Here is a 26,400-nt window from a genome sequence, read left to right as displayed (position 1 = left end):
TTCCGTAAAGTAAAGCAGGTGCAGGTGTGTCAGGCCACTATTCCATCATTAAATCTTCGTAATGCCAAATTGCAGCCGGGCCATATCCGCTTGACAGGGCACACTCATTATATAACCATAAGGTTATGGAATTGATTGGTTATAGAAAAGCGGACGGAAATCTGGATGCCGTGTTTGCGGCTCTGAGCGACCCGACGCGCAGAGCGATCCTTGTGCGGTTGGCCCAAGGGGAGGCGACGGTCAATGAGCTTGCCGAGCCGTTTAAAATCAGCCAGCCGGCCATCTCGAAGCATCTCAAGGTGCTGGAGAGATCGGGGCTGATTGAGCGTGGCATCAACCGCACCCAGAGACCTGCGCGCCTGAAGGCGGGCCCGATGGCAGAGGCTGTAGCCTGGCTGGAGGAATTTCGAAAATTCTGGTCGGGAAGTTTCGATCAGCTCGACACGCTGCTGGAAGATTTGCAGCAGGTTCAGGACAACACCAAAGGGGAGGGAACGAAAACATGAGGGAATTGCCGACATATGTGCTGGAGCGAACCTTCAAGGCCCCGCGTGAGTTGGTCTGGAAAACCTGGACAGATCCCGAGCTTTTGGCGCGCTGGTATGGCCCCAATGTCGAAACGGTCATTCACGAATTGAATGTGCGCCCCGGCGGTCTGTGGCTCAACGAAATGAAGATGGGTGGCAACTCGGGCTATCAGCGCACAGAATATGTCGAGGTGGACGAGCCGTCGAAACTGGTTTGCCTTATGGCCAGCACCAATGACAAATGGGAGGTCACCGCCAACCCGATGATGCCCGACTGGCCGCGCGTGCTTTTGACGACGGTGACCTTCGAAGAAGTTGGTAACGAGACGGTCATGAAACTGACCTGGGTGCCGCATGAGGCGACCGACGCGGAGATAACCTGTTTCGCCGGTGCCATTTCTGGCGCGGACAAGGGGTGGGCCGCTGGCATGGCCATTTTGGAAGAGCTTCTCGCCGAGCTGCAGCAGGCCGCGTGATTTCAATGGCAATTTGGAAAACCGCTTCTGGAAGCAGGCACAGGAACTGGCTAGGGTATCCCTAAATATTCCCTTGTCTGTTTGCAGGAGCCTCCCTTGTCCGATCCGTTCTTTCATCCGATTTCAGGGTTTGAGCTGCCGCGTTTTGCCGGTGTGCCGACGTTCATGCGCCTGCCACATGTCCCGCTGGAACACGAGCGGATTGGCGATGTTCAGATCGGACTGGTGGGAACGCCGTGGGATGCGGGCACGACCAACAGGCCGGGGCCGCGTCATGCGCCGCGCCAGCTGCGGGACGCCTCCACCATGATCCGGGCCCAAAATGGCGCAACAGGCATTCGCCCGTTCGAGATGGTCAATTGCGCCGATCTGGGGGATGTGGGCCCCAATCCGGCGAGCCTTGACGACAGTTTGGCGCGGATCACGGCCTATTATGAGCGGTTGGTGCAAAAGGGCATTCGCCCGCTGACCGCCGGGGGTGATCATCTTTGTTCCCTGCCGATCTTGCGGGCGCTTGCCAAGAACCAGCCGCTCGGCATGATCCATTTCGACAGCCACACGGATCTCTTTCACAGCTATTTCGGCGGCATGATGTACACGCACGGAACACCGTTCCGTCGCGCCGTGGAGGAGGGCCTGCTCGATCCCAAACGCGTGGTGCAGATCGGCATTCGTGGCACGGCCTATGACAATGAAGATCGTGATTTTGCCGATTCCGTCGGCATTCGCGTGATCCCGATCGAGGAGTTTCATGCCCGCGGCCCGGAGGATGTCATGGCGGAGGCGAAGGAAATTGCCGGGACGGGCGAAACCTACGTGTCCTATGACATTGATTTCGTCGATCCTGCCTATGCGCCGGGAACGGGAACACCGGAAGTTGGCGGTCCGAATTCCTATCAGGCGCTGCAGGTTGCTCGCATGCTGGATGGCGTGAATATCGTCGGCGCGGATATGGTGGAAGTCTCGCCGCCCTTTGACCAAAGCGGCGCAACGGCCTATCTCGGTGTGTCGATCATGTTCGAGATCCTGTGCAACATGGCGCTTTCGGTCTCCAAGGTCGACGCATGAAAACCACGAAACTCGGGGCAGTGGCGGATGCAAGGTCGCCAGCGGGCGCGGACATTCGCTTCATCATGGATGGTCCGACCGGCAACATGATCCATTCGACGGTTCCACCGGGGCAGATCAACCGCGCGACCCGGCACCGCACGGTCAGCGAGTTCTGGCATGTTCTGGAAGGGCAAGGACAGATCTGGCGAAGGAACGGAGACGGCGAGGAAACAGTGGATCTTGTCGCTGGTGTCTCGATTGATATTCCCGTTGGGACCTCGTTTCAGTATCGCTGCACCGGAACGACGCCTTTGAAGTTCATCTGCATTTCCATGCCACCTTGGCCGGGAGATGAAGAAGCAACTTATGTCGATGGGGTTTGGGAGCCGACAGCGTCCTGAAAGGGCCTAAGGAGCAATAAGTGGCAGGCGAAACAAATCTGCAAAAGCTGATTTCCGGCATGCGTCCTGAGCTTGACGCGCAGCCCTATGTCTTTTGCACCTTCGAAAAGACGTCGATGGCGGACCTTGCCGCGCATGATCCGGTCGGGCTGTTTCACGAAGCGGAGGGGCTAACCGCGATCCTGACGCCGCAGGCTGCCGAAGCGCTGGGCCAGACCGGCCTGCCACAGTTCAAACGCATCACACTTCAAATCCACTCGGCCCTGGAAGCCGTTGGCCTGACCGCAGCCTTTTCAACCGCGCTGGGCAAGGCCGATATATCGGCCAATGTCATCGCAGGATATTTTCACGATCATATCTTTGTCGCCGCAAGGGACGCCGACAAGGCTGTTCGGGTTCTTGAGCAGCTGGCTCAGAGCAAAAAATACATTGAGAGATAGAATATGGGTGCTTCGTTTTTGGTCTTTTTGATTATTGTTGCTGTTATTATCTTTTACATTTTTTCTCGTGTTCAGTCGGTTTTAAATAAACGTGATTTAAATCAACCTCTTAGATTTCTTGTGTCGTGGTTTGTATTTATCGGTGTGTCGATGTTCGTCGGTTTGTCGACTATAGGGTTATTGCTTTTGATCTTGGATGTTTCGTTGTGTGAAATCATGTCCTCGGAATTCATTAGCTTCTGCTAAGGCAAATGACCTCTCAGAGTTCCAAAAACTTCACAGGGAATCATCCCCATTTGTGCCTCAAACATTGCAATTGAGGCCGATCATTCCCATTCCTAAGGAACACGGAGCAAAGGGCAGGGATATGCAACGGGCCAAGCGGCGCCTAGCGGCCGTCATGTGTGCGGATGTCGCACACTATTCGCGGCTGATGGAGCAGGACGAAGACGGAACCTTGAACCGTCTCAAGGCCTATCGGGACATCATGTCTGCCCTGACCGAGCGCCATGACGGCCGGATCGTCAACACGTGGGGCGATGCGGTTATCATTGAATTCGGATCGGTGATCGAGGCTGTGCAATGCGCGGTCGAAATCCAGACCGAACTGTCCCACCGAAACGCAGACCTGCCCGACAGCCAGAAGATGGAATTCCGGATCGGCCTCAACCTTGGCGACCTGATGGTCGAGGGCGACGATATCTATGGCGATGGCGTGAATGTTGCTGCCCGTCTTCAGGAACTGGCACCGACCGGCGGCATAATGCTGTCCCAGTCGGTCTATGATCAGGTGCGCAACAAGCTGGCTGTCGGGTTCGATCCGCGTGGCCTGCAGTCGGTCAAGAATGTCTCCGAGCCGGTGGAAACCTATGCCGTGCGCCTGGGCGGACGCAACGAGCCGGAAGCGGTAGCAGTTGGTGACGGTTTCGACGGCGGGGCGGGTAACGCGCAATCAGCCGGAGATCCGGACGTTTCTCGGACGAGGAACGGCCTTGAACAGGCGCGCGCCTGGCTGGCTGCTCAGCCGCGCAAGGTCCGGGTACCGATTTTCATGATTGGCTTCTTTTTCACCATCAATCTTTTGACCGATGGCCTTGCGGACCTCTGGTTCGTCTGGCCCTCACTCCCATTTGCCGTCATGCTGGCATGGCACCTTTTCGTCGGGAAAAGGGAAGACGAAATGCCAGAGGCGAACAAATCGACTGAATAACTTGTGCAAGATTACGTCAATGTTGGCGGGCTGGTAACTCTTTTGCGTCTAAGAACGTTTCTCCATTTGCGAGCCGCGCCGTCATCGCCTAAACATGAACGCAAGGTTCACCGAATGCCGGTCCACCCGGCGCTCTTCAAAAGTCAACGGAGTTTTTCCCGCGCATGAAAGACTATACAACACCGGTGCCCGCCCGCCTCGATGATGACGAGGACGACAAGACCAAGACCCCGCAGTCCGTGCCGGTCGACAAGCACCTGTTTGAATCCCGGACCGTTCTGATCACCGGCCCGATTACGCAGGAGCTGGCGCGGGATGTTTGTTCCCGTCTTCTTGCTCTGGCCCAGGTTTCCAACGATCCGATCACCGTCATCGTTTCCTCTCCGGGAGGCCACGTTGAATCTGGCGACATGATTCATGACACGATCAAGTTCATCGCACCGGAAGTTCGCATTCTGGGCATGGGCTGGGTCGCAAGCGCCGGCGCGCTGATCTATGTCTCAGTTCCCAAGGAACAGCGCCTGTGCACCCCGAACACCCGTTTCCTTCTGCATCAACCGTCAGGCGGTGCAGGTGGCATGGCGACCGACATCGAGATCCAGGCCAAGGAAATCATCAAGATGCGTGATCGCCTGAACCACATCTTTGCAGATGCAACCGGTCAGCCGATCGAGCGCATCGAAAAGGACACGGACCGCGACTACTGGATGAGCCCGGAAGAAGGGATCGTCTACGGTCTGGTTGGCAAGGTCGTGACGAACGTCAGCGAACTCGGCTAAACCGACCCTGCGCCTTCGAATACCAAACACCGGTCTGGAAACAGGCCGGTGTTTTTTGTATCGGGCTGCATGACGTGCGGACACGCTTTTGCCAAGTTCTTGTCTTTTGAGGTTGGTATTACATCCCGACAAGCCACAAGCGGAGCCGGTGTTTTGTTCTTTGCCCTGTCCAAGGTCGTCTTTTTCATCATTCGCCCGTCCAATTTCCTGCTGATCCTGCTTGGGTTGGGCCTCTTTCTTCTGTTCACGAAACGTGACAGGGCCGGGCGACACTTCGTGTTGCTGGCATTTATCGGGTTCTTGGCATTCGGTCTCGGCCCGCTGGGCAACATGCTCATGCAGCCGCTGGAAGACCGATTCCCGACGCCCACCGACATCGGCGAGATCGACGGCATCATTGTTTTGGGTGGGGCGATTGATACGGTTGTTACCGGCTCCAGGCCGTTGACTGCGCTGAACTCCTCTGCAGAACGGGTTGTCACTGTGGCAGAGCTTGCCCGCAGGTTTCCGAACGCCCGTGTGGCACATACGGGCGGCGAGGGGCTTCTGCTTGGGTCCGGCACGTCGGAAGCGGAAGGCGTGCTGCCGATCTTCCTGTCCTTTGGAATAGAGCGCGAGCGGATCGTGCTCGAGGATAAGGCGCGCAACACTTGGGAAAATGCAACGCTGACCAAAACCATGCTGGAACCGAAGGAAGGGCAGAAGTGGCTGCTGGTGACGTCCGCCTATCACATGCCCCGGTCGGTGGGCGTGTTTGAGGCCGCTGGCTGGACTGGCATCATTCCCTATCCGGTCGATCACAGGACCCGCGGTCCGCAGGACACCAAGAGATGGTTTGTCGGTGTCGCAGAAGGGCTCAAGCGCACGGACATCGCCGTCAAGGAGTGGATCGGCCTGATCGTCTATTATGCCACAGGGCGCAGCACAGCCCTCTTCCCTGCGCCCTGACGGCAGGGCCCCTTGAACGCCCTAGCGCAAATCTGTGTGTCGGGTGACTTTCTCGAGCCACGCGGGGTGAAAATATATTGCAGTGCACCCATATGAGGTGGAAGACAAATCACTTGCATTTGGAACCTGACATGGCCCTGGAAGCCCCACTGGTCGCCGCCGACCTCGTCCACTGGCTTTATACCGACGCCCTTGCGCACACGGACAGTCAGGGACTGATTGCAGCTTTGGCCCGCAAGCTGGTTGGCCACGGCATAGCCATCGACCGGGCCACGACGGCCATTCGAATCCTGCATCCGTTGGTACGGGCGGAAGCGGCGATCTGGACATCGGATGGGGTGGAGGAACTTCGCCGCTACCTTGCGTCCGATGACATTGAGGAAGAATACGAAAAGAGCCCGTTGAAGGTCGTCCACGACACCAAGGCGACGCTTCATTGTCCAATCCCTCCAGAACCCACCGGCAACGAATATGGCATCGTGCCGGACCTCCGGGCGGAAGGCTATACGGACTATGTGGCCCTGCCTCTGCATTTTTCGGATGGTTCGATCAAGGCAATGACCTTTGCCACAAAGGCCGAAGGCGGGTTTCGCACGTCGGACATCCATGTGTTTGAGTCCATTCTGCGTCCTGTCGCCATGATCTGCGAACTGAAGACGCTGCGGCGTACCGCCGAAACATTGCTGGACACCTATGTGGGCCCGCGCGCGGGCAAGCGCGTGCTTGATGGCCGCATCGAGCGCGGCGAGGGTGAGTGGATTTCAGCCGTCGTCTGCTTTGTGGATCTGCGCGACTTCACGCCCATTTCGAATACGCTTCCACCCGACAAACTCATTCCGTTCCTCAATGCCTATTTCGGGGCTGTCACACGGTCTGTCGAAGAAAACGGAGGAGAGGTTCTGAAGTTTATCGGAGACGAGGTTCTGGCAATTTTCCCCTATGAAAACGGGGAGGAGGCGCAGGACGCTGCGGTTCGGGCACTTCTGGCGGCGCGGGACTCAACGGCGCGATTTGAGGCGTTTAACGAGGCAAACAGTTGCGACGAAACGCCTGCCATGAAGGCGGGCATCGCGCTGCATGCAGGAGACGTGTTCTTCGGGAATGTGGGCGGCGACAGTCGTCTTGATTTCACCGTGATCGGGCCCGTCGTCAATCTGGCATCCCGCATTGCGGAACTCGCCAAGGACCTCGATGCGCGCATACTCGTGACCGACGCCCTTGCCGACGTTATGAGATGCCGAAGCGGGCATTTCGGCACCTATCAGGTGAAGGGTTTTGCTGACCCGGTGAATGTCTATTCGCCGGAACTCCTGGCCGGTGGCGACATCAGGTTCTGTCCGGAAAGCGCAGCGGTTCTGGCCCGGGACGTGAACTGACGGCGCAGCAGGACAAGCAGAACAGCAAGGGTCGTCAGCGAAAAGATGAACGGCCCGGCAAACCAGCCCAGAAACGCGATCGCGAAGAAGAAGGCGCGTTGGCCACGGTTGAAATGCCGCCCGGCCAGAACATTGAGGTCTGCTGCCCGCGCGGCGGCATCATCAACCTGTTCCTGGGGCAGTGTGCCCCGCTCTGGTACGGATCCCATGATGATGCTGGCATAGTTGAAGAGACGATAGGCCCAGCCGAATTTGAAGAAGGCATAGGCCAGGATCATCATCAGACCTAAAACCTTGATTTCCCAGAGAGTTCGGCTCATTTCGACCGGGATCGACAAATCTCCGGCAACGCGCTGGATCGTGTCGGGCGAATCCAGAAGCGCAAAGCTGCCGCCGATGGCCAGCAGCGAGGTGGAGGCGAAGAATGCTGTTCCTTGCTGCAGACCAGCAATGATCGCCGTGTCCATGATCCGCACTTCCCGGTGTGCCATGGCCACCATCCATTGGCGACGATGCACATCCATGGCGTGCGACAGGGTCTTCTTGTGCAACGGGCTGATGTCGACGAGCAGGTTGAACCCGATCCAGGCGAACAGGAACCAGATGACGGCAAGTGTGTCGTGAACGGTGAGGGCGTCGAACATTGCGATGTCACATTCCAACGAGAATCAGGGCGAGGATGACGTTTGGGGCATCTTATTTCAGCTGCGGAATAAAATTCCTACCCTCATTTAAAGCCTTGAAAAGGTCGGCACAAATCGAGCCGTGCACAGGACGCGGGACTGGGCCCAACTTTTTGCACTTGCGAAAGGCATAACGATCCTTTAACTCATCGCCTCATTGAGGCCATATTTGGGGCACCCCGCGGCCGAATTGGTATACGAGGTTTTCACTTCTATGGAAGAAAACGTTCAGAAGTCCTGTTGGGGCGTAACGATGTGGACTGTGGTCGCCGTCACTGCGGCACTCGCCCTTGTCGTTCTGTTCAACGATGTTGAGTCAGCACAACAGGCAGTCGCCGTCGCCAAGTAAGGTCTTGGGACTGGCAGACTTTAAAGCGCGGCAGATGCCGCGCTTTTTTGTTGCCTGAAATCAGCTGCAAGGGCATGAGAACTCAGGCGCTTTGCGGCGTGCTTTTCGGGAAGAAGCGGACTTTCGAGAGCATTGCGGCGGTCAGTCCGCCAAACAGAAGTGCCCACATTGGCGCACCAATGTTGAAAAAGCTGATCCCGGACACGGTTGTCATGAAGGTAACGAGGGCTGCTTCCCTTTGTGCCGGATCAGAGAGGGCGAGGCCGAGGCTGTTGCCGATTGTGCCGAGCAAGGCAAGACCGGCAATCGTGACAACCAGCGCCTTCGGGGCGATCAGGAAAAGGCTGATGACTGCAGCGCCCAAAAGTCCGACGATGCAGTAGACGATACCGGCAATGACGGCGGCCTTGTAGCGGGTGTCCGGGTCTTCATCGGCTTCCGAATTCGCGCAGATCGCAGCCGTGATGGCCGCCAGATTGAAGGCATAGCCACCAAAGGGAGCGAGCAGCAGCGTTGCATATCCGGTGACTGTCAGAGTTGCGGAAACCGGCGGGGCGTAACCTGCCGACTTCAGGGCAACGACGCCGGGCATGTTCTGCGATGTCATCGTCACGATGTAGAGCGGTAGCGCAATGCTGATGAGCGCCACCAGCGAGAAGGCCGGCATGACAAAGACTGGTCTGGGGATATCGAAAGAGATCGACACATCGGTCGAAAAAGCGCCTGTGGCCCAGCAAAAGAACACCCCCGCCAGAAAGACCACCGGTATGGCGAAGCGGGGAAACCAGCGTTTGCCGACAAGATAGAGCCCACACATGAGGGCGACGAGCGGCAGGTTCTCTTCAAGCGAGGGAAAGATCCCCATTCCGAAGCGAAACAGGATGCCGGCCAGCATGGCGCTGGCAATGGCGGTCGGGATGTAGTGGGACAGCCGTTCGAACCAGCCGGTGAGCCCAGTGAGGGTCAGCAGCACACCGCACACCATGAAGGCACCTATGGCTTCGTCCATGGGCACTCCGTTCAGGCTGGAAACAAGCAGGGCCGCTCCCGGCGTGGACCAAGCCGTCAGGATCGGCATCTTGTAGCGAAGTGACAGGAAAAGACCGGTTAGCCCCATACCAAGCCCGAGGGCGAGCATCCAGCTGTTGGCTTGGGCCTGTGTAGCTCCAAGAACGTCGATTGCCTGAAAGATGATGGCGACGCTCCCGGTATACCCGACAAGAACCGCAATAAATCCGGAGACAATGTGGGTGATCTTGTAACCGGTAAACATTGCAGCCGTGCCTTTGCGATACGGGGAGGGGTGAGGGCGAGAATGAACTGACAGACGGTGAGGCGTCTGTTATAACGGACACCTCTTACTACAATCGTCTGTTATAACAGACAAGCCTTTTGGTGCCGATGAAAGACGAAAAGATAAGAATAAACCTCAAGGCCGTGCGCCAGAAGGCAGGGCTCAGCCTCGCTCAGACGGCGGAACTGACCGGGGTCAGCAAGGCGATGCTGCACCAGATCGAGCGCGGAGACTCCAGCCCGACGATCGCAACCTTGTGGAAACTCGCAAAGGGATTCCATCTGCCGCTGACAGCGTTCATCGAGGATCTGGTCCAGACTACGGATACCTTCGCGCCCGCCGAAAAGGAGCCGACGCGGTTCCGCGAAAGCCTGACCTTTCGGACTGTCTTTCCGTTCGATCCTCTTTTCGGGTCGGAAACCTTCCTGCACACGCTGGAACCGGGGCAGAGCCACGCATCAGATCCGCATGATACCGGCGTGGTAGAGGATGTCTTTGTGGTGGCCGGAACGATCGAGGTCCTGCATGACGGTGAGTGGAAAGCCTGTCAGCAGGGCGACGGGATCAGGTTTCGGGCTGATCAACCTCACGGCTACAGGAATCCGGGCAGCAATCCTGCCCAGTTCCACAACACGATGCACTATCCCAAGACGAACCTGTATCAGGCCTCGAAAGGGAAAAACGAGTAGAATGGAGGTGCTCTATTTCCCTAGGACTGCCGCAACAAGGCTTTCCGCCGTCTGGTGCTCTGATACCCAGCCGGAGAGCTTTTGCGCCCGTTCCGTATTCACATATTGCGACAAGGCGTATCCGGCTTCCCAATCCTCTGCAGGCGAGAGGCCATCTGTGGGGAGGGTGGTTTCCAGTTGGAGTTCGGTTCCAAGCTGTTCGTTCACAAGATCGATCAACCCGCCGACCGGGACACCGGAAACACCGGCTCCAAAAACGTTGAGGCGGAAGCCCTGACGGCGCAGAACCCGCGAATAGAGGCGAGCAAGGTCTGATGCTTCGACCAGCGGCCAGACCGTCTCTGCTGTTGCGCGGGTCTTGAAGGGCAGGCCGGAGATCGCGGCATCCCCCATCGCGGACACAGGCCCGCCGGACTTGCTGCAGACAAGTGCGGGATGAATGACCGATACCTGAAGCTCGACACTGGTCATCAGGCTTCGGATCGTCTCGGACATCTGCGAAAAGGGCGCAAGCGGTTCATGAGCCGTTGTTTCCTTCAGCGCATACCGTTCCGGCGTAGACGGATAGAGCCAGATGCCGCCGGTATACAGCAATTTGAGAGGACGTCCTCGACCTCTTGTCGCCTTGCGCAGGGCAAACATGGCGTTTCGGTCCACCGGTCCCATGTCAGCCTGAAACGTGGCTCCCAGATGCACAACGGCATCACAGGTCACGGCCCGCTGGGCCCAGTCTTCCGGCGTGCTGAGGTCGCCGGGAAACACGGTCGCACCAATACGCCTCAACGTGTCGGCAGATGCGTCCGAGCGCGACAGTCCCACAATCTTGCAGCCATCTTCGATGAGCTGCCCAACTACCGCTTGTCCGATGGTGCCGGAACCGCCTGTTACGAATACTTCCATGAGCTGACAGAAACCTGTTCGCCGGGTTTGTGCAAGCAACCGGCCTCCAAGAGCTGTGCAAAAAGGGTTGGCCAAAATGCGGCAGGTTTGAAACCTGACGCCACGGTGCTAGGTGATAGGGCATGACACTTCATCTGGTGAAATTATGTGTTGGCGCGGACAGCGTGGAGAGCCTTCAGGCTTGGCTTGATTTCCGCAAGGAACAAGCCCATTCGGCGGGCATCGAGTTCGAGCAGACACACACGACCCGCATGGTGCCAACGCGGCGGGACGAGCTGCTCGACGGCGGATCGCTCTATTGGGTCATCAAGGGCAAGATCCAATGCCGTCAGCACTTGCTGGATATCCGCCCGTTCACCGACAAGGCGGGCGTGAAGCGCTGCGACCTCGTTCTCGATCCGCGCATCATCCTGACCCAGTATCAACCCAAGCGCCCGTTTCAAGGCTGGAGATACCTCAAGAAGGGGGATGCACCGGCCGATATCCGCAACGCAACGGAAGCCGCGGCCATGCCTGACGGCATGCGTCAGGCCCTGACCGAGCTGTGTCTGATTTAAGGGCATAACCGGTCGCGGTTGCAGCTTTTGGCTCGGCTCAACTTGCCAATCAGCTCCAGCTCCCCCAATTTTCAGGGCAGGGTCCGGAAACTGCAGGGGAACCGAATGACCAAGACACCGCCGGAGAAAATCCGGCAGGACATGGAAACGGGCATCGCCGCTTCGTCCAGCTCTGGCGAAATCGAGGCCTTTCTCAAAAAGGCCGCTTCAATACCTGCGCCTCAGGAAGGGGCGGGGCGTTTGATGTTTGCTTTGGACGCCACGATGAGCCGTCAGCCCACCTGGGATCAGGCCTGCCACATCCAGTCGGAGATGTTTCAGGAAGCGGGAAAGATCGGCGGTCTCGAGATCAAGCTGGTCTATTTTCGCGGGTTCAACGAATGCCGCGCATCTCGCTGGTTTCGCGATGGTCGCGAACTTGCCTCTGTCATGGGGCGGATTTCCTGTCAGGGCGGGCATACGCAGATCAGCAAGGTGTTGAGCGCCGGGCTTAACGAAGCGCGCAAGGCAAAGATACATGCGCTCGTCTATGTCGGCGACTGTATGGAAGAAGATATCGATACCCTGTGCCACAAGGCTGGAGAACTCGGGCTTCTCGGCGTGCCGATGTTCTGTTTTCAAGAGGGAACAGATCCGGCTGCGGAGACAGCTTTCAAGGAAATGGCCCGCCTGACAAAAGGGGCCTATTGTCGCTTTGATGCCGGGTCAGCCCGTCAGTTGACCGACTTGCTGAAAGCCGTTGCAGCATATGCAGCCGGGGGGCGAAAGGCATTGAAACAGCTGGAAACATCCGGAGGGCAGGGCGCCCGGATGTTGCTGGAACAGCTCGGGCGGGCAAGCTGAATGGTCTATTTGCTTCTTGGAATTTTTGCGCTTGTCGTCTTGCTCGTGTCAGCCCAGAGCTTCGTGAACGCCAACCCGGCTGTTCTTGCGCGGCGGATCAAGGTGCTCTGCGGCATCGTGCTTGTAGGCTTTGGAGGGTTTTTCACCCTGACAGGCCGCATGATGATCGGCCTTCCCGTGGCGGCCTTCGGACTGTCTTTGCTCGGCTGGGGGCGATTGAACCCGTTCTCATCCCGCCGGACACAGAAATCGGGAGGGCAAAAGTCCACCGTTCGCTCGGCAATGCTGGAGATGGAGCTGGATCACGACAGCGGAGAAATGCGTGGCTTTGTACTAGCCGGGCATTTTCAAGGGCGGGAGCTGGAAGATCTCTCGCCCGATGAATTAAAGGAGCTCTGGCTGGAAACAGCAGCTGACAGCCAAAGCCGCGCCTTAATCGAAGCTTATTTCGACCGCCGGTTTGCCCGATGGCGAGAAGACTTCGAGGCGGATGGAGCAGAGGGGCATGGAGGCGCGACGGGCGCGGGCCCCATGACATACGAGGAGGCCTACGAGGTCCTTGGGCTTACGCCCAACGCCGGGGAAGCGGAAATCCGAGCGGCGCACCGACGGTTGATGAAGCGCGTTCATCCCGACAGCGGCGGCTCCACCTTCCTCGCGGCGAAACTCAACGAGGCTAAAGACACTCTTCTCAGAAGACATTGACCACATCCGATACGCATTACTGATAGATGGCATAGCAGGGGAACTTTGCCCGTTTCAGGGACTTGCACGCGTTCCAAGCTGCTGTTTTGGTCTCGAACCCCACAAATCGGGCACGATAGAGAGTTTGACCGTTCGACTTGACCGGCTCGGTGTAGGGAACCTGCTTGCGAAGGACAGAGCCGGTTGCCTTGGCCGCCCTCTTCAGCATCTGGAGTGCATCACCTTCGGTTTCGGTTGCTGCAATCTGGACCTGCCAGGACGGGGCCTGATCCCGGGCATTGTTTGTAGCGACGGCTACAACATCATCGCTCTCCACCTTGATGGTCGAGGTGGCCACAGCCTTGATCGCCACGGCGTCGTTCGACCGCACAGGGGCAGAGACCGGCACCGGGGGCAGGGCAGCTGCGGCAAAGGCCTGATCGAAGCGGCTGCCGTTTGCGTCAACAACGGGCTTCGGCGGAACCGGGGCGTCGGCATTGATCGGGAAGGGGACGTTGGCGAGCGGCTTGGTCGGCGCAAGCGCAAGGACCGAAGAGGCTTCAGGCTTGCTCGAGCCCGGCTTGCTTTCCGGCATCGGTACGCTCTTCATGTTCGCAGCAACGAATACCGGTGAGTCCTTGCTCGGTCGGCTCTTGTTTTGAACAATGAGGGGCTCGGCCTTGCGACCCTTGCTGGCTTTCGGAAGATACCGACCGATGAGGTTAGTCATCTGTGCATTACGAGATGCACCCGTGCGTCCACCCATGACAACGGCCACAATGTGCCGGTTGTCGCGGTTTACCGAGGTGACCAGATTGAAGCCGGAAGCGCGAATGTAACCGGTCTTGATGCCGTCAACGCCGCGGACACGACCCAGCAGCTTGTTGTGGTTGCCGTAGCGACGGCCTTTATAGGTGTAAACCTTGGTCTGGAAGAAGTCGTAGTACTTCGGAAAACGCTCCTGAATGGCAATGCCGAGAGTTGCCATGTCGCGAGCTGTGGTCCGCTGGCTCTTATTCGGCAGACCATGTGCATTGCGGAAGGTGGTCTTCTTCATGCCGATCTGACGAGCCGTACGGGTCATGCGCTTGGCGAAGTTGGCTTCCGAACCGCCGATGTTCTCTGCAACGGTCGTTGCAACATCGTTGGCGGACTTGGTCACCAGCGCCAGGATTGCATCCTTGACCTTGATGGTCTGGCCGGGCTTGAGACCGATTTTCGATGGCGGCTCAAGCGAAGCGTTCTTGGAAACCTTCAGTTCGGAATTCAGCGACAGTCGACCGGCTTCCAGCTCTTCAAAAACGATGTAGAGCGTCATGATCTTGGTCAGCGAAGCCGGGTACCGATAGGAATCCGCGCTGTCGGCATAGAGGGTCTTGCCCGTCTTCGCGTCCACGACGATGCCCGCATACTTGGCATTTGCCAACGCGGGAGACGCAGCTGCCATTGCCATGCCGGCAACCAGAAGGGCTGAGCCGACACGGCGAACGTTTTTGGATATCTGATTGATACGCTTACCAAACACAGTACTTGATCCCATTCTGGGGCATCTATTTTGAAACCGGAGGTTTCATCTCTGGGTCCAGCCGCTGTAGCGGACAGGATGAATCCCGTAAAACTCAGGGCTTCATTTGATGGAATCTCAGTTACGAATGAGTAAATAATACGGCACGATCTCGGAAAAAAATTCTAGATTTAGTTAGGGTTAATAGATGGTAAACTTATTGCATTGTGGAGAGTGTAAGTAAAATAGATGTATGAGTAAAAATAAAACATATGGCTAATATTTGTTTACTTTACAGAATCGCGCTTGGTGATTGCAGGTTTCGTTGGTTCAGTTCGGTATTCTTTCATGAAGCACTCCGAAGCCTCAAGCAGGGGAGAGAAGTCGCCCTGCGTGAATTCTTTTGTTGCGATGCAATATTTTGGTTGACAAAAATTGTGCGGCGCACGATATTCCGCGTGTGATTGATTGGTTGTGCTGATCCGAGGCGCGAGGCTTTCACCCGGATCGCACAGAATGCGGAATAGGGACACTCATTATGTTGAACAACTTCGAAGACATTCAGAAAATCGGCAAGGAAAACATGGACGTAGCCATGGAATCCTTCGGCACCTTCTCCAAGGGCTTCCAGGCCATCGCTTCTGAAGTCGTTGATTATCAGAAGAAGTCCTTCGAGGAAGGCACTGCAGCTGTTGAGAAGCTCGTTGCTTCCAAGTCCCTCGACAAGGCCGTTGAAGCCCAGAGCGAATACGTCAAGACCGCTTACGAAGGCTTCGTTGGCGAAATGACCAAGATCGGTGAAATGGTTGCCGACCTGTCCAAGGACGCCTACAAGCCGTACGAAGGCCTGCTCGGCAAATTTGGCAAGTAAGCGAACGACTCAAATCTGCAATTTGAGGTTCATTGGGGCCCGGCTTCTCGCAAGCCGGGCTTTTATTTTGTGCTGTTCACAGATTTTGACGAAGAAAATCGATCAGTTTTTTTGATGATCCCGCCGTATTGCAGAAGCAAACATGGGGACTTTTAATTATTTCCAATCAACCTACATAACCGTCTGTAGTGGAGAAGAAGCAGGTTTCCGGTTCTGGTAACCGGTCTGCCATTTCACCCATTGCACAATGGCCGTCGTCACGGCAGACTCGTAAAAATCTGCAGATGGCGGCGATCTGAAACCGTGATACCGTCTGATGTAGGGCAAGTAATCAGTTGGATGCAGGCTTCCGCCCTTGGGTGTTTGCATCCGTCCGTCGAACAAGGGGTATAGGCAACGAACATGGCAGGTGGGGCTGATTATGACGACGACGGCTCGGATGCCGGAACGGTCGTTGTTACCAGGACCAGAACAAAGACCAAGCGCCCAAATCTGTACCGGGTGCTTCTTTTGAACGACGATTACACACCTATGGAGTTTGTCATTCATGTTGTGGAGAGTTTTTTCCAGAAGAATAGGGAAGAAGCGACCCAGATCATGTTGCATGTTCACCATCATGGCGTCGGAGAATGTGGGATCTATTCGTATGAGGTAGCTGAAACCAAAGTGACGCAAGTCATGGACTTCGCCCGCAAGCACCAGCATCCGCTGCAGTGCGTCATGGAAAAGAAGTGAGGGATATTGCACGTGCCATCATTTTCACGCAGTCTCGAAAAAGCCCTCCACCAGGCTCTGGCATTTGCCAATGAGCGCCAGCAGGAATACGCGACACTGGAACACCTGTTGCTCGCGTTGCTGGATGACCAGGATGCTGCAGCCGTCATGCGCGCCTGCAACGTCGATCTGGATGTGATCAGGCGAAACCTGATCGATTACATCGAAAATGAACTTGAAAACCTGGTGATGGACAACGATGAGGATTCCAAGCCAACGGCCGGGTTCCAGCGTGTGATCCAGCGCGCGGTCATTCATGTTCAGTCCTCGGGCCGGGAGGAAGTGACCGGCGCCAATGTCCTCGTGGCCATCTTTGCCGAGCGCGAAAGCCACGCTGCCTACTTCCTGCAGGATCAGGACATGACCCGCTATGACGCGGTGAACTACATTTCCCATGGCATTGCCAAGCGACCGGGCCTGTCCGAAAGCCGCTCTGTGGAAGGCGCGGAAGAAGACGAGGCAATCTCGGGCACCAGCAATGCGGGCGGCGACAAGAAGGCCAACCAGAAGACAGACGCGCTGGAAGCCTATTGCGTCAACCTCAACAAGAAGGCCAGAGACGGCAAGATCGATCCGCTGATCGGGCGTGACAATGAAATCTCGCGCACGATCCAGATCCTGTGCCGCCGGTCCAAGAACAACCCGCTCTTTGTCGGCGATCCCGGCGTTGGCAAGACGGCCATTGCCGAAGGCCTTGCGCTGCGCATCATCAACAAGGATGTGCCGGAAGTTCTGAAGGACGCCACGATCTTCTCGCTCGACATGGGCTCTCTGCTCGCAGGCACCCGCTATCGCGGCGACTTCGAAGAGCGGCTGAAGCAGGTCGTCAAGGAAATCGAGGATTATCCCGGCGCGGTGATGTTCATCGACGAGATCCATACGGTGATCGGCGCTGGCGCGACCTCTGGCGGGGCAATGGATGCGTCCAACCTCCTGAAGCCGGCTCTGGCTTCCGGTTCGATCCGCTGCATCGGTTCGACCACCTACAAGGAATACCGCCAGTTCTTCGAAAAGGACCGCGCTCTTGTGCGCCGGTTCCAAAAGATCGACGTCAACGAGCCGACGATCCCGGATGCCATTGACATCCTCAAGGGTCTGAAGCCCTATTTCGAGGACTTCCACAAGGTCCGCTACACCAATGACGCTATCAAGTCCGCGGTGGAGCTGTCGGCGAAATACATCTCCGACCGCAAGCTGCCGGACAAGGCCATCGACGTTCTGGATGAGACGGGCGCATCGCAGATGCTGGTTCCCGAAGCCAAGCGCCGCAAGACCATTGGTGTGAAGGAGATCGAGAACACCATCGCCACCATGGCCCGCATCCCGCCGAAATCCGTCTCCAAGGATGACGCGCAGGTGCTGCACAGCCTTGGCGAGGACTTGAAGCGCGTGGTCTACGGCCAGAACGATGCCATCGACACGCTCGCCTCGGCGATCAAGCTGGCCCGAGCGGGCTTGCGTGAGCCGGACAAGCCGATCGGCAGCTACCTCTTCTCGGGTCCGACCGGTGTCGGCAAGACGGAAGTGGCGCGCCAGCTGGCCATGTCACTTGGCGTCGAGCTGATCCGCTTCGACATGTCGGAATACATGGAGCGGCACACGGTTTCTCGCCTCATCGGCGCGCCTCCGGGTTATGTCGGCTTCGATCAGGGCGGTTTGCTCACCGACGGTGTCGACCAGCACCCGCACTGTGTCCTGTTGCTGGATGAAATCGAAAAGGCCCATCCGGACCTTTACAACATCCTTCTGCAGGTCATGGACCATGGCAAGCTGACCGATCACAACGGCAAGCAGGTCGATTTCAGGAATGTCATCCTGATCATGACCACCAATGCCGGTGCGTCGGACATGGCCAAGGCTCCGGTCGGCTTCAACCGCGTGAAGCGGGAAGGGGACGATCAGGAGGCGATCAACAAGCTGTTCACGCCGGAATTCCGCAACCGACTCGACGCCGTCATTCAGTTCGGCAATCTGCCGATGGAAGTTGTCTACAAGGTGGTCGAGAAATTCGTCATGCAGCTTGAGGTTCAGCTGTCCGAGCGCGGCGTGACCTTCGAGCTGACGGAAAGCGCCACCAAGTGGCTGGCCGACAAGGGTTATGACAGCCAGATGGGGGCCCGCCCGCTTGGCCGCGTCATTCAGGAGCACATCAAGCGGCCGCTGGCCGACGAGGTCCTGTTTGGCAAGCTCAAGAAGGGCGGCACGGTGAAGGTCTCCGTCTCGGAGGATGCTGCCGGCCTGCTGCTGGAAAGCGTGGAAGACCGCAAGGCTCCCCCGCCCAAGGCAAAGGAAAAGGCAGCGCCCAAGCCCAAGCGCCGCAAGAAGCCAGCCGCCGCCAAGGCAGCCGCTACACCTGCCAAGTCCGCCAAGCCGGACGACAGCAAGGGCCCGAAGAAAAGCCTCGTTCCGAAAGTCCCGCTCGCGGACTGATCCGGACGGCTAAGACACTGAAACAAATGGAAAAGGCGCTCAATCGAGCGCCTTTTTTATATCTTCGACACAACGCCACCGCATTCTTCCAACGCCTTGGCCGTCCCGGCCTTGAGCCGGGACCTCGTTGATTTCTGGGACAAGAGCTGTCGATGAGAAGGTCCCGGATCACGCTACGCTTGTCCGGGACGGCTGCGTGGCATGCTGGCAACATGTGGAATGAAACGCGAGGTCAAAGCCTGCAAAGTGCAGGAAACCCTGTTTACCTCTCCCATGAGGAGAGGTCGGCGCGAAGCGGCGGGTGACGGGATGGGGTCTCGCGACATACCTTCGACATCTCCGCCCCTCACCCTAGCCCTCTCCCAATGGGAGAGGGGACGCGCACCGTGAGATTTGGGGGGGGGCTGATTTGCGGTCAGTCGCTTTGAAGAGGACTGCGTCGACATCTTTCTTCGGTAAACCGTCCCACGAACTTTCTCCTCTTTCTGGAAAATTCCCTTCCCATTCAGGCCATTCGCCGTCACGGTAGGGGATGAGCAAGATGTTTGAAGAACTGGATTACGCCCCAACGCCGATTGGTGCGATATCCCTGCGCCGCCGCCACATTCTTTCCCTCGAGATCGACGTGTTTGAAATCCTTCTGGGTGAAGAACATCTGATGTCGAGCCTGTTTACGGCCTCTGAAGTGGCGCTGGCGGATCTCGGAATAAGGGCCTTGGCCGGAGAGCAATTGGACGTTCTGGTTGGCGGTTTGGGGTTGGGATACACGGCGCAGGCCGTTCTGGCGCACGATACGGTCAGGAGCCTCACCGTCGTCGACCTTCTGGAGCCGGTCATTCGCTGGCATGAGGAGGGGCTTGTGCCGATGAAGCGGGAATTGGCCGACAACTCCCGCTGCGAGCTGGTGCAAGGTGATTTCTTTGCCCTGGCAGCCTCCGGGAACGGGTTCGACCCGCGCCAGCGGGGGCGCCAGTATGACGCGATCCTGATCGACATTGATCACACGCCCGATCGCCTGCTGCATGGCGGGTCGCAGGGCTTTTATACGCAGGACGGGTTCACGGCAGTGCAGCGGTTCCTGAAGCCGGGCGGCGTGGTCGGGCTCTGGTCGGACGAAGCTCCGGACGATGCGATTACCAACCGGCTGGCCGAAGCTTTTGATGAAGCCTGGGCGGAACCGGTGGTATTTCCCAATCCCCTGCAGGACGGGCGCGAGGTCACACAAGCAGTGTATCTGGCTCGCAAGGTTTGAAGTGAGGTCGCGCATTCTGGGCCGGTTACGGTTTGCTGACTGATGCGACACTTTTGATGGGGCGAGCAAAAAACTCGCGCCTACCGAACGCTTTGGGCGGCAAAGCGAATTGACAAGCTTTTTGTCAGGCGGGACAGTGAGACTGTCCTTTCATTACTCAGTTCTGCAAAGTGTGAGCGTCATGTCCTCGCCAGCCGGCGGTTCGCCGGAGCAAAACCCGTCTTCTGATGCTGCTCAGCGCTCGTGGCCGACCACGACCGGCGGTTGGATGCTGTTTGGAACACGTTCGGCAATCTCCATTCCGGCGCTGATCCTTACGGCCGCCTTTGTGGGCTATGCGGGCCTTGCGCGCGAAACCGGCCTGTCCCTGGCCGAAACCTTGCTGATGACCGGGTTTGTCTGGGCGCTGCCCTCCATCGTGGTTCTGACCGGCGGCATGGCGACCGGCATGGGGTTGGTACCTGCTGCAATTGCGGTTGCGCTCGCCTCCGTCCGCCTGATGCCCATGACCATGGCCCTGATGCCCATCGTCAAGGTGCCGGGCAAGACGAAAACCTGGCAGCTGCTGATCGCCTCGCATTTCGTTGCGATCACCGCCTGGGTCTATGCGATGAAACATTTGCCCGACATGCCGAGGGAAGGGCGCTTGCCGTTTTTCATCGGCTTCGGCGGGTCGGTGACAAGTTTCGTCTTCTGCATGACCGGCATCTCTTATCTGCTGATCGACCACATGCCGCCGATTGTGGCCGGGGCGCTGTTTCTGCTGACGCCTGTCTACTTCCTCTGTTCGCTCTGGGGCGCGGCGCGCATGAACGCGGACAAGGCCGCCATGATCACCGGGCTGGTGCTCGGGCCGCTGTTCTTTCTCTACTTGCCGGGCCTTGATCTTCTTTGGACCGGGCTTGTTGGCGGAACCGGAGCCTATCTCGTGACCCGGTTCATGCGACGGGGCTTCAGCTGATGGAGGGCGGTGTGATGAACGGCCTCTCCGAGGCCTGGTGGTGGCCCTTCGTGATGATCCTGGTGGCAGGGTGGCTGGCGACGGATGTGTGGCGCTGGCTCGGCGTTCTGGCCGGTGGGCGCCTGCGCGAGGACAGCGAAGTCTTCATTTGGGTGCGCTGCGTGGCAACGGCGCTGATTGCCGGGGTGATTGCCAAGCTGCTGCTGTTCCCGCAAGGGGCGCTGGCCGAAACCCCGCTCGCCCTCCGCCTTCTGGCTGCCGCGTGCGGCTTTACTGCCTTCCTCGTCTTCCGCCAAAGGGTTGTTGTTGGTGTTCTGACCGGGGAAGCAGTTCTTCTCACCGGGTGGTTTGTGCTCGGATAGGCCAGCTTGTTGCGCAAGTTCTCACTCTATTAGGCTTTGTCCTTGATTATTCTGACAGGGGTAGTCAAGGGGCGCGGCACTTGTTTACGCAGACCGAGCGGTTGTTGTTTCTGGTTGTGACGGCAATTTTGATCGTGGATCTGGTTGTCATTGTCACATCCGGCCAGAAGGTCAATTGGACGGGATATGTTGTCGGGGCAACAGCGTCCGCGTTGATGATCGGCCTCGGCCTCTTTTATCGTTTGGTTCGGGGGAATGAACGCATCGCAGTCACCTGTCTTGCGGCTGCGATCTATATCCTCTTTTCCATTGGGGCCTCTGTTCTGAACTATCTGCTGCTTCCCGTCGGCGACCGGGCAACCGACCTTGAACTGGTTCAGATCGACAGCATGCTTGGCTTCAACTGGCCCGACTACGTCAGATGGTTCATCGGATATCCCTGGTTGGCGCAGGTCTTCGGACTGGTATACGCCAGCGCCATTTCCCAGATCGCCCTGGTGATCTTTTGCCTCGGGATATCAGTACAGAAAACCGAACTTTACCGCTTCCTGTGTTGCGGCTTGATCGGCGTGCTCGCCTCGATGGCCATCTGGTATGTCGCGCCGAGTTTTGGAACTTCCGTGGTCTACGACATCGACGCATTGGGGCTGACCTCGTTCACACTTGTCGTGGGGGCCGACTACGGCGAGGCGCTGCGCCAGCAGGCGCAATTCGGGATCGAGGTTCTCTCGCCAGACAACGTGCTCGGCCTGATCGCCTTTCCCTCGGTCCATATATTGCTGGCGGGCATGTGCACGGTCTACAGCCGCACCCTCAAACGGATCTTTCCGGTGTTGCTGGTCCTCAACATGGCGGTGATCCCGGCGACCATCCTGCATGGAGGACATCACCTCATCGATATCCTCGCCGGGGTAGCCTTGTTCGCGATCTCCTATTTCGTCGCCCGCATTCTCGTGCGAGACCCGCACCCGGAAAACTCCGGGGCACTCGTTTATTAACTCACAAAGCCTTGATTGAATAACAAATCTGCTTGCTGCAGTTTTGCAGCCGCGTTTAATCAGCTGACTTGAAGATGAACCACATTATGCGCTTTCATCATTTCGGTGGTCTGGTTCTTTTAAGACCCGATAGGTTCGATTTATTGACAAACAGATAGGGCAGAGTGGATGCTTGGTGTTGAAGGTTTTTTTATTTTCAACTGGCCTCTGACAGCGGGTGCGACTTTCGGCACAGCTCTTTTCATCTTTTTGGTCAAGGAGGATCGTCGGCTGCTGCTCCTCTGTGGAGTAATTCCTGCTGTCCTGTTGGGCGAGCAATATTTGATGCCAAACCATATTCCCAACGCGATACCTTACCCATATTCTGTTTTGCTAGGCGTAGGGGCGCTTGTAGCTCTCCAACTGAGCTATTTTTTCAAACGCAACAAATGCGCATTGCCAGCGTTATGGTTGACTGGTTCCTTCTACTGGATTGCCTTGGGGCTCCGTTTGATGGAAACACAAACAGCAGCGCTGCAGTCCGGCTGGCGATCGGGGCCAATTGATACCGCGATTTTGCAGGAGCAGTTTTTCGCATATAGCTCGTTATTTGCGATTTCCGTACTTCTGGCATGGGCCGGATTTTTTGTCCGCAGACATGTGATGAAAACATCGGTATTTTGGTTGGGATGCTTGCAGTTCTGGAGCCTCAACCTTGCTGTTCAAGCATATCTGTATTTTGATTTTCAGTTACTTTTTGGGGGACTTCCACATCGATATGCTGATGTTCAGACCCAAATGGAATTTTGGGGAAGGGCAGGAAAAGGGCTGCTGACAACTGGTGTTTCGCTAACACTTGCCATCGCATTTGTCATTCTACGCGCCCGGTTTACCCAAGCGCGGCCCTGATCTTTTCTGCGTGGGCGGCGAGGGTGTCATTGTCGGCCATCTCGCCGGTGTGCGGGCGCATGGGGATGCCGTCAAAGCGCGGGATCACATGAACATGGGTGTGGAACACCACCTGTCCGCCAGCCGGTTCCGAGAATTGCTGGATCGTCGTGCCGTCGGCACCGAACGCCTTTTTGACGGCGATGGCCAACTTCTTCACTGTCGACATCACGGCATGAAGGTCGGCATCTGCAATATCGAAAATGTTGCGCGAAGGGGCTTTGGGGATCACCAGCACGTGTCCGTCGCCACGCGGCATGATGTCCATGATCACCAATGTCTTGTCGTCCTCATAGACCGTATGGCTTGGCAACTCGCCGCGCATGATCTTGGCAAAAACGTTGTTGGTGTCATAAGCGGGCGTGGACATGGGAACCTCGTCGGGAAAAACGCTCAGCCGGGTCTGGCTGATCAAATCGGCAGCTAACCTAGTCAATATTCCGGTCGGAGAGAACCGCGTATTTCGTTTTTCCGCAAGGAGCCAAGTGGCTTAGCCCGTTCCCTTGAATCAGATTGCCAATGAAGGATCGTCATCGGGGCGTTTCGAAGCGCAGGGCAAGTGTGCCGTTTGGAAAGCTGATTGAATCAGCAGTTTCACCACTGGAAATAATAGCCTGAAAACAAAGAAAAATCCCGACCAGAACTCTGGTCGGGATTGTCGTTTCAACAGTGCGGGAAATCACTTTCCGATATCGGCCACATCGAACGGGGTGGTCTGGTACATCTCGTTGATCCAGTTGCCGAAGAGCAGGTGAGCATGCGCCCGCCAGCGGTTGGGCGGCACCTTGGAAGGATTGTTCTCCGGGAAATAGTCGAGCGGGAAGGGCGCATCGTCCTTCTTCGTTTCGCTGTCTCGGGCAAACTCGTCGGCGAGCGAAGTCGTGTCATATTCGATGTGGTTGAACATGTTGAGGATGCGGTGCTTCGGATCCTCCAGAAGGCACATGCCGGTTTCCTCGTTTTCTGCCAGAACCACCAGACCGCTGCCATCCGGAATGTCTGACTTGCGCGCTTCCGTCCAGCGGGATACCGGCACGCGGAAGTCGTCGGAAAAGCCACGCAGGAACGGGGAGGCGGGCACGCGCACATACTGCCGGAAGATGCCGGTTGCCTTCGTGTCCAACGCATATTTTGGCATGTTGTGGAAGTGATAGGAGGCCGCCTGCGCCGCCCAGCAGATGTTGAAGGTGCGGTGCACGTTGGTCTGTGTCCAGTCGAAGACCTGGCGGATTTCGTCCCAATAGGTGACTTCTTCGAAGGGGAGGTGTTCGACCGGCGCACCGGTGACGATGAAGCCGTCGAACTTCTTGCCGCGCACTTCTTCCCACGAGCGGTAGAAGGAGGCCATGTGGTCGGCGGAGGTATTGCGCGGGGTATGGCTGCCGATCTTCACCAGGGTCAGGTCGATCTGCAGCGGCGTTGCGCCCAGCAGACGAGCGATCTGCGTCTCGGTCGTGATCTTGTTCGGCATCAGGTTGAGCAGGCCGATATTGAGCGGACGAATATCCTGCCGGATCGCCTGAGACTCGCTCATGATCATGACGCCCTCGTTTTCGAGAACTTCGCGACCGGGCAAATCGTTTGGAATCTTTATGGGCATTGTCGGCGTCCGTTACTTGAAGGATAGACGCCCCGTGATCCGTTCCGCTTGGTTGCCGGTTCGGCCACATCCTCCGTTTTTCAGGAGTACCACCTTGCCCGGATCGGCAGGTTGGCGTTGGGCGTCATCCCAACTCTTGATGATGAATGAGTTTGTAGTTCAAGCGCGTGGCGAGTTCAAGTTGCTTTGCGCCTTGGTTTCAATCATGCCCGCTGGAGGGTGAAGCCTTTCTGAACGGTGCATGATCAATGAGCAGCTCGTTTTCCCGTTCAACTGCTTGTCGTTCATGTTCCAGAAAGTCGGCAACCGCATTGTGCAGCCCTTCATGGGCGATCCAGTGGGCAGACCGTGTCGTCACCGGCAAATAGCCGCGGGCGAGCTTGTGCGCCCCCTGCGCGCCCGCTTCAACGCGCTTGAGGCGGTGAGCGATGGCAAAATCGATTGCCTGATAGTAGCAGACTTCAAAATGCAGGAACGGATGATGCTCCGTGCAGCCCCAATGACGCCCGTAGAGGATATCCGAGCCAATGAAATTGAGCGCTCCGGCAATGTAGCGCCCCTGGCGCTTGGCCATGACCAGCAGGATGCGCTCGGCCATGCGTTCGCTCACCAGTGAAAAGAACTGGCGGTTGAGATAGGGGCGACCCCACTTGCGGGCGCCGGTGTCCTCGTAAAACTCGAAAAACGCGTCCCAATGCGCTTCGGTCAGATCACTGCCGGTCACCCATTCGATTTCGATGCCTGTGCCAAGGGCCTCGCGGCGTTCTTTCTTCACGGCCTTGCGTTTGCGAGAGGCGAGGGCATTCAGGAAGTCATCGAATGAGCTGTAGCCTTCGTTCTCCCAGTGGAATTGCTGGTCCGTGCGCTGCAGATAGCCAAGGTCGCCAAGCGCGGACCATTCGCTGTCTGTCAGGAATGTCGCGTGAACCGAGGACGCGCCGCTTTGGCGGCAGACCTGCACAAGGCCCGAGGCGAGCGCCTGAAGCCCGGCGGCCCGATCAATTTTCGGGCTCACGAGAAAGCGGCGTCCGGTTGCCGGTGTGAAGGGGATCGAGACCTGCAGTTTCGGATAATAGTTTCCGCCCGCCCGGTGAAACGCCTCGGCCCATCCGTGGTCGAACACGTACTCGCCTTGCGAATGGCTTTTCAGATAGGCCGGAACAGCCCCCCAGATCTCGCCTGCTGTGTTTTCCAGCACAAGATGGCGCGGATGCCATCCCGTGCGCCCGGTTGAGCATCCAGCCTCTTCAAGCGAATGCAAAAAGGCGTGTGAAAGGAAGGGGTTAAATGCTATATTCTGAATCAGTTTGTCAGGCGGGCCTGCCAATTGTGACAGATCGTCAGCTATGGCAGGTCCTGACAGTTTTCCAGCCGCGCCAAGCTGCCAGCCGGGGTTGGCGACGCTGTCCCAGTCACTCGGCGAAATTTCTTTCAAGCTGGATAAGATGCGCAGCGTAGCGGAGGCCTGCTCCTGATCGCTGGCCTGATCGCTGGAATGTGTCATGCCTTGATTCC

The 26,400-nt window shown here is 57.3% G+C and carries 29 protein-coding genes and 1 riboswitch; of the genes, 22 read left to right on the top strand and 7 right to left on the bottom strand.

Annotated elements, in window-relative coordinates:
- The first annotated feature begins 125 nt into the window (after positions 1-125).
- The 9 genes from F0155_RS02115 (at position 126) to F0155_RS02075 (ending at position 7,207) form a co-directional block, all read left to right on the top strand.
- Positions 126-506 carry an ArsR/SmtB family transcription factor gene (locus tag F0155_RS02115; RefSeq protein ID WP_150522830.1) on the top strand — a complete coding sequence of 127 codons (381 nt, stop codon included), beginning with the start codon at positions 126-128 and terminating at the stop codon, positions 504-506.
- A complete protein-coding gene (locus F0155_RS02110; RefSeq protein ID WP_150522829.1) occupies positions 503-1,003 on the top strand; it encodes an SRPBCC family protein in 501 nt (166 codons plus the stop codon). The genes F0155_RS02115 and F0155_RS02110 overlap by 4 nt, the downstream gene beginning before the upstream one ends.
- Before the next feature lie 96 nt (positions 1,004-1,099).
- On the top strand, positions 1,100-2,071 hold the full coding sequence (gene speB, locus F0155_RS02105) for an agmatinase (RefSeq protein WP_150522828.1): 972 nt from the start codon (positions 1,100-1,102) through the stop codon (positions 2,069-2,071).
- Positions 2,068-2,454: a cupin domain-containing protein gene (locus tag F0155_RS02100; protein WP_150522827.1), complete on the top strand. Its 387-nt coding sequence runs from the start codon at positions 2,068-2,070 to the stop codon at positions 2,452-2,454. The genes speB and F0155_RS02100 overlap by 4 nt, the downstream gene beginning before the upstream one ends.
- A gap of 20 nt (positions 2,455-2,474) precedes the next feature.
- Entirely contained in the window at positions 2,475-2,894 is a 420-nt protein-coding gene (locus F0155_RS02095; protein WP_150522826.1) for an ACT domain-containing protein, read from the top strand.
- A gap of 367 nt (positions 2,895-3,261) precedes the next feature.
- Complete coding sequence (locus F0155_RS02090; protein ID WP_150522825.1) at positions 3,262-4,104, top strand: adenylate/guanylate cyclase domain-containing protein; 843 nt, start codon at positions 3,262-3,264, stop codon at positions 4,102-4,104.
- Between the two features lie 164 nt (positions 4,105-4,268).
- Positions 4,269-4,883: an ATP-dependent Clp protease proteolytic subunit gene (locus F0155_RS02085; protein ID WP_150522824.1), complete on the top strand. Its 615-nt coding sequence runs from the start codon at positions 4,269-4,271 to the stop codon at positions 4,881-4,883.
- A gap of 153 nt (positions 4,884-5,036) precedes the next feature.
- Positions 5,037-5,831 carry a YdcF family protein gene (locus tag F0155_RS02080; protein WP_150522823.1) on the top strand — a complete coding sequence of 265 codons (795 nt, stop codon included), beginning with the start codon at positions 5,037-5,039 and terminating at the stop codon, positions 5,829-5,831.
- 131 nt (positions 5,832-5,962) lie between these two features.
- Positions 5,963-7,207, top strand: coding sequence for an adenylate/guanylate cyclase domain-containing protein (locus F0155_RS02075; RefSeq protein WP_150522822.1), 1,245 nt, complete (start codon positions 5,963-5,965; stop codon positions 7,205-7,207).
- On the opposite strand, the gene F0155_RS02070 is transcribed toward F0155_RS02075, so the two are convergent.
- Positions 7,126-7,851: a DUF599 domain-containing protein gene (locus F0155_RS02070; protein ID WP_150522821.1), complete on the bottom strand. Its 726-nt coding sequence runs from the start codon at positions 7,849-7,851 to the stop codon at positions 7,126-7,128. The genes F0155_RS02075 and F0155_RS02070 overlap by 82 nt on opposite strands.
- 253 nt (positions 7,852-8,104) lie before the next feature.
- Between F0155_RS02070 and F0155_RS24015 the strand changes: the two genes are divergently transcribed.
- Positions 8,105-8,239, top strand: a complete 135-nt coding sequence (locus tag F0155_RS24015) for a hypothetical protein (RefSeq protein ID WP_280176990.1) — start codon at positions 8,105-8,107, stop codon at positions 8,237-8,239.
- Between the two features lie 82 nt (positions 8,240-8,321).
- Here the strand turns inward: F0155_RS24015 and F0155_RS02065 are convergent, their stop codons facing one another.
- Positions 8,322-9,512, bottom strand: coding sequence for a benzoate/H(+) symporter BenE family transporter (locus F0155_RS02065; RefSeq protein WP_150522820.1), 1,191 nt, complete (start codon positions 9,510-9,512; stop codon positions 8,322-8,324).
- A 128-nt stretch (positions 9,513-9,640) separates the two neighbouring features.
- Here F0155_RS02065 and F0155_RS02060 point away from each other — a divergent pair, with 128 nt between their 5' ends.
- Positions 9,641-10,222, top strand: a complete 582-nt coding sequence (locus F0155_RS02060; RefSeq protein WP_150522819.1) for a helix-turn-helix domain-containing protein — start codon at positions 9,641-9,643, stop codon at positions 10,220-10,222.
- 12 nt (positions 10,223-10,234) lie between these two features.
- Here F0155_RS02060 and F0155_RS02055 read toward each other — a convergent pair whose 3' ends face one another.
- Positions 10,235-11,122: an NAD-dependent epimerase/dehydratase family protein gene (locus F0155_RS02055; protein ID WP_150522818.1), complete on the bottom strand. Its 888-nt coding sequence runs from the start codon at positions 11,120-11,122 to the stop codon at positions 10,235-10,237.
- Between the two features lie 122 nt (positions 11,123-11,244).
- Between F0155_RS02055 and F0155_RS02050 the strand changes: the two genes are divergently transcribed.
- From F0155_RS02050 to F0155_RS02040, 3 genes are all read left to right on the top strand, one after another.
- A complete protein-coding gene (locus F0155_RS02050) occupies positions 11,245-11,679 on the top strand; it encodes a DUF1489 family protein (protein WP_150522817.1) in 435 nt (144 codons plus the stop codon).
- A 105-nt stretch (positions 11,680-11,784) separates the two neighbouring features.
- Positions 11,785-12,522 (top strand): vWA domain-containing protein, encoded by a 738-nt coding sequence (locus tag F0155_RS02045; protein WP_150522816.1) that lies wholly within the window; start codon positions 11,785-11,787, stop codon positions 12,520-12,522.
- A complete protein-coding gene (locus F0155_RS02040) occupies positions 12,523-13,227 on the top strand; it encodes a DnaJ domain-containing protein (protein ID WP_150522815.1) in 705 nt (234 codons plus the stop codon).
- Between the two features lie 16 nt (positions 13,228-13,243).
- On the opposite strand, the gene F0155_RS02035 is transcribed toward F0155_RS02040, so the two are convergent.
- On the bottom strand, positions 13,244-14,731 hold the full coding sequence (locus F0155_RS02035; RefSeq protein WP_425299909.1) for a D-alanyl-D-alanine carboxypeptidase: 1,488 nt from the start codon (positions 14,729-14,731) through the stop codon (positions 13,244-13,246).
- A 517-nt stretch (positions 14,732-15,248) separates the two neighbouring features.
- Here F0155_RS02035 and F0155_RS02030 point away from each other — a divergent pair.
- From F0155_RS02030 to F0155_RS01995, 8 genes are all read left to right on the top strand, one after another.
- Entirely contained in the window at positions 15,249-15,581 is a 333-nt protein-coding gene (locus tag F0155_RS02030; protein WP_150522813.1) for a phasin family protein, read from the top strand.
- Between the two features lie 402 nt (positions 15,582-15,983).
- Positions 15,984-16,316, top strand: a complete 333-nt coding sequence (gene clpS, locus F0155_RS02025; RefSeq protein ID WP_150522812.1) for an ATP-dependent Clp protease adapter ClpS — start codon at positions 15,984-15,986, stop codon at positions 16,314-16,316.
- A 12-nt stretch (positions 16,317-16,328) separates the two neighbouring features.
- Positions 16,329-18,785, top strand: coding sequence for an ATP-dependent Clp protease ATP-binding subunit ClpA (clpA, locus tag F0155_RS02020; RefSeq protein WP_150522811.1), 2,457 nt, complete (start codon positions 16,329-16,331; stop codon positions 18,783-18,785).
- A gap of 541 nt (positions 18,786-19,326) precedes the next feature.
- Positions 19,327-20,037, top strand: a complete 711-nt coding sequence (locus tag F0155_RS02015) for a spermidine synthase (protein ID WP_150522810.1) — start codon at positions 19,327-19,329, stop codon at positions 20,035-20,037.
- A gap of 181 nt (positions 20,038-20,218) precedes the next feature.
- Positions 20,219-20,998 (top strand): AzlC family ABC transporter permease, encoded by a 780-nt coding sequence (locus F0155_RS02010; RefSeq protein ID WP_150522809.1) that lies wholly within the window; start codon positions 20,219-20,221, stop codon positions 20,996-20,998.
- Positions 20,999-21,012: 14 nt separating this feature from the next.
- Positions 21,013-21,360 (top strand): AzlD domain-containing protein, encoded by a 348-nt coding sequence (locus tag F0155_RS02005; protein WP_208999091.1) that lies wholly within the window; start codon positions 21,013-21,015, stop codon positions 21,358-21,360.
- A gap of 80 nt (positions 21,361-21,440) precedes the next feature.
- Positions 21,441-22,358, top strand: coding sequence for a phosphatase PAP2 family protein (locus F0155_RS02000; protein ID WP_150522807.1), 918 nt, complete (start codon positions 21,441-21,443; stop codon positions 22,356-22,358).
- A gap of 168 nt (positions 22,359-22,526) precedes the next feature.
- On the top strand, positions 22,527-23,246 hold the full coding sequence (locus tag F0155_RS01995) for a hypothetical protein (protein ID WP_150522806.1): 720 nt from the start codon (positions 22,527-22,529) through the stop codon (positions 23,244-23,246).
- Here the strand turns inward: F0155_RS01995 and F0155_RS01990 are convergent.
- The 3 genes from F0155_RS01990 to F0155_RS01980 all read right to left on the bottom strand — a co-directional run bounded on the left by F0155_RS01990 (position 23,227) and on the right by F0155_RS01980 (position 26,389).
- Positions 23,227-23,655, bottom strand: coding sequence for an HIT family protein (locus tag F0155_RS01990; protein ID WP_150522805.1), 429 nt, complete (start codon positions 23,653-23,655; stop codon positions 23,227-23,229). The two genes, F0155_RS01995 and F0155_RS01990, sit on opposite strands and share 20 nt — an antisense overlap.
- Before the next feature lie 309 nt (positions 23,656-23,964).
- The gene (locus F0155_RS01985) at positions 23,965-24,885 is read right to left on the bottom strand and encodes a homoserine O-succinyltransferase (protein WP_150522804.1); all 921 of its coding nucleotides are present in this window, start codon (positions 24,883-24,885) and stop codon (positions 23,965-23,967) included.
- A 38-nt stretch (positions 24,886-24,923) separates the two neighbouring features.
- A riboswitch (SAM-I-IV-variant riboswitch) is annotated at positions 24,924-25,033 on the bottom strand.
- Between the two features lie 51 nt (positions 25,034-25,084).
- On the bottom strand, positions 25,085-26,389 hold the full coding sequence (locus F0155_RS01980; RefSeq protein ID WP_150522803.1) for a GNAT family N-acetyltransferase: 1,305 nt from the start codon (positions 26,387-26,389) through the stop codon (positions 25,085-25,087).
- Positions 26,390-26,400 lie beyond the last annotated feature (11 nt).

It is taken from the genome of Roseibium sediminis (assembly GCF_008711325.1).
Taxonomy (GTDB): domain Bacteria; phylum Pseudomonadota; class Alphaproteobacteria; order Rhizobiales; family Stappiaceae; genus Roseibium; species Roseibium sediminis.
This window is presented reverse-complemented; position numbering and strand designations above follow the sequence as displayed.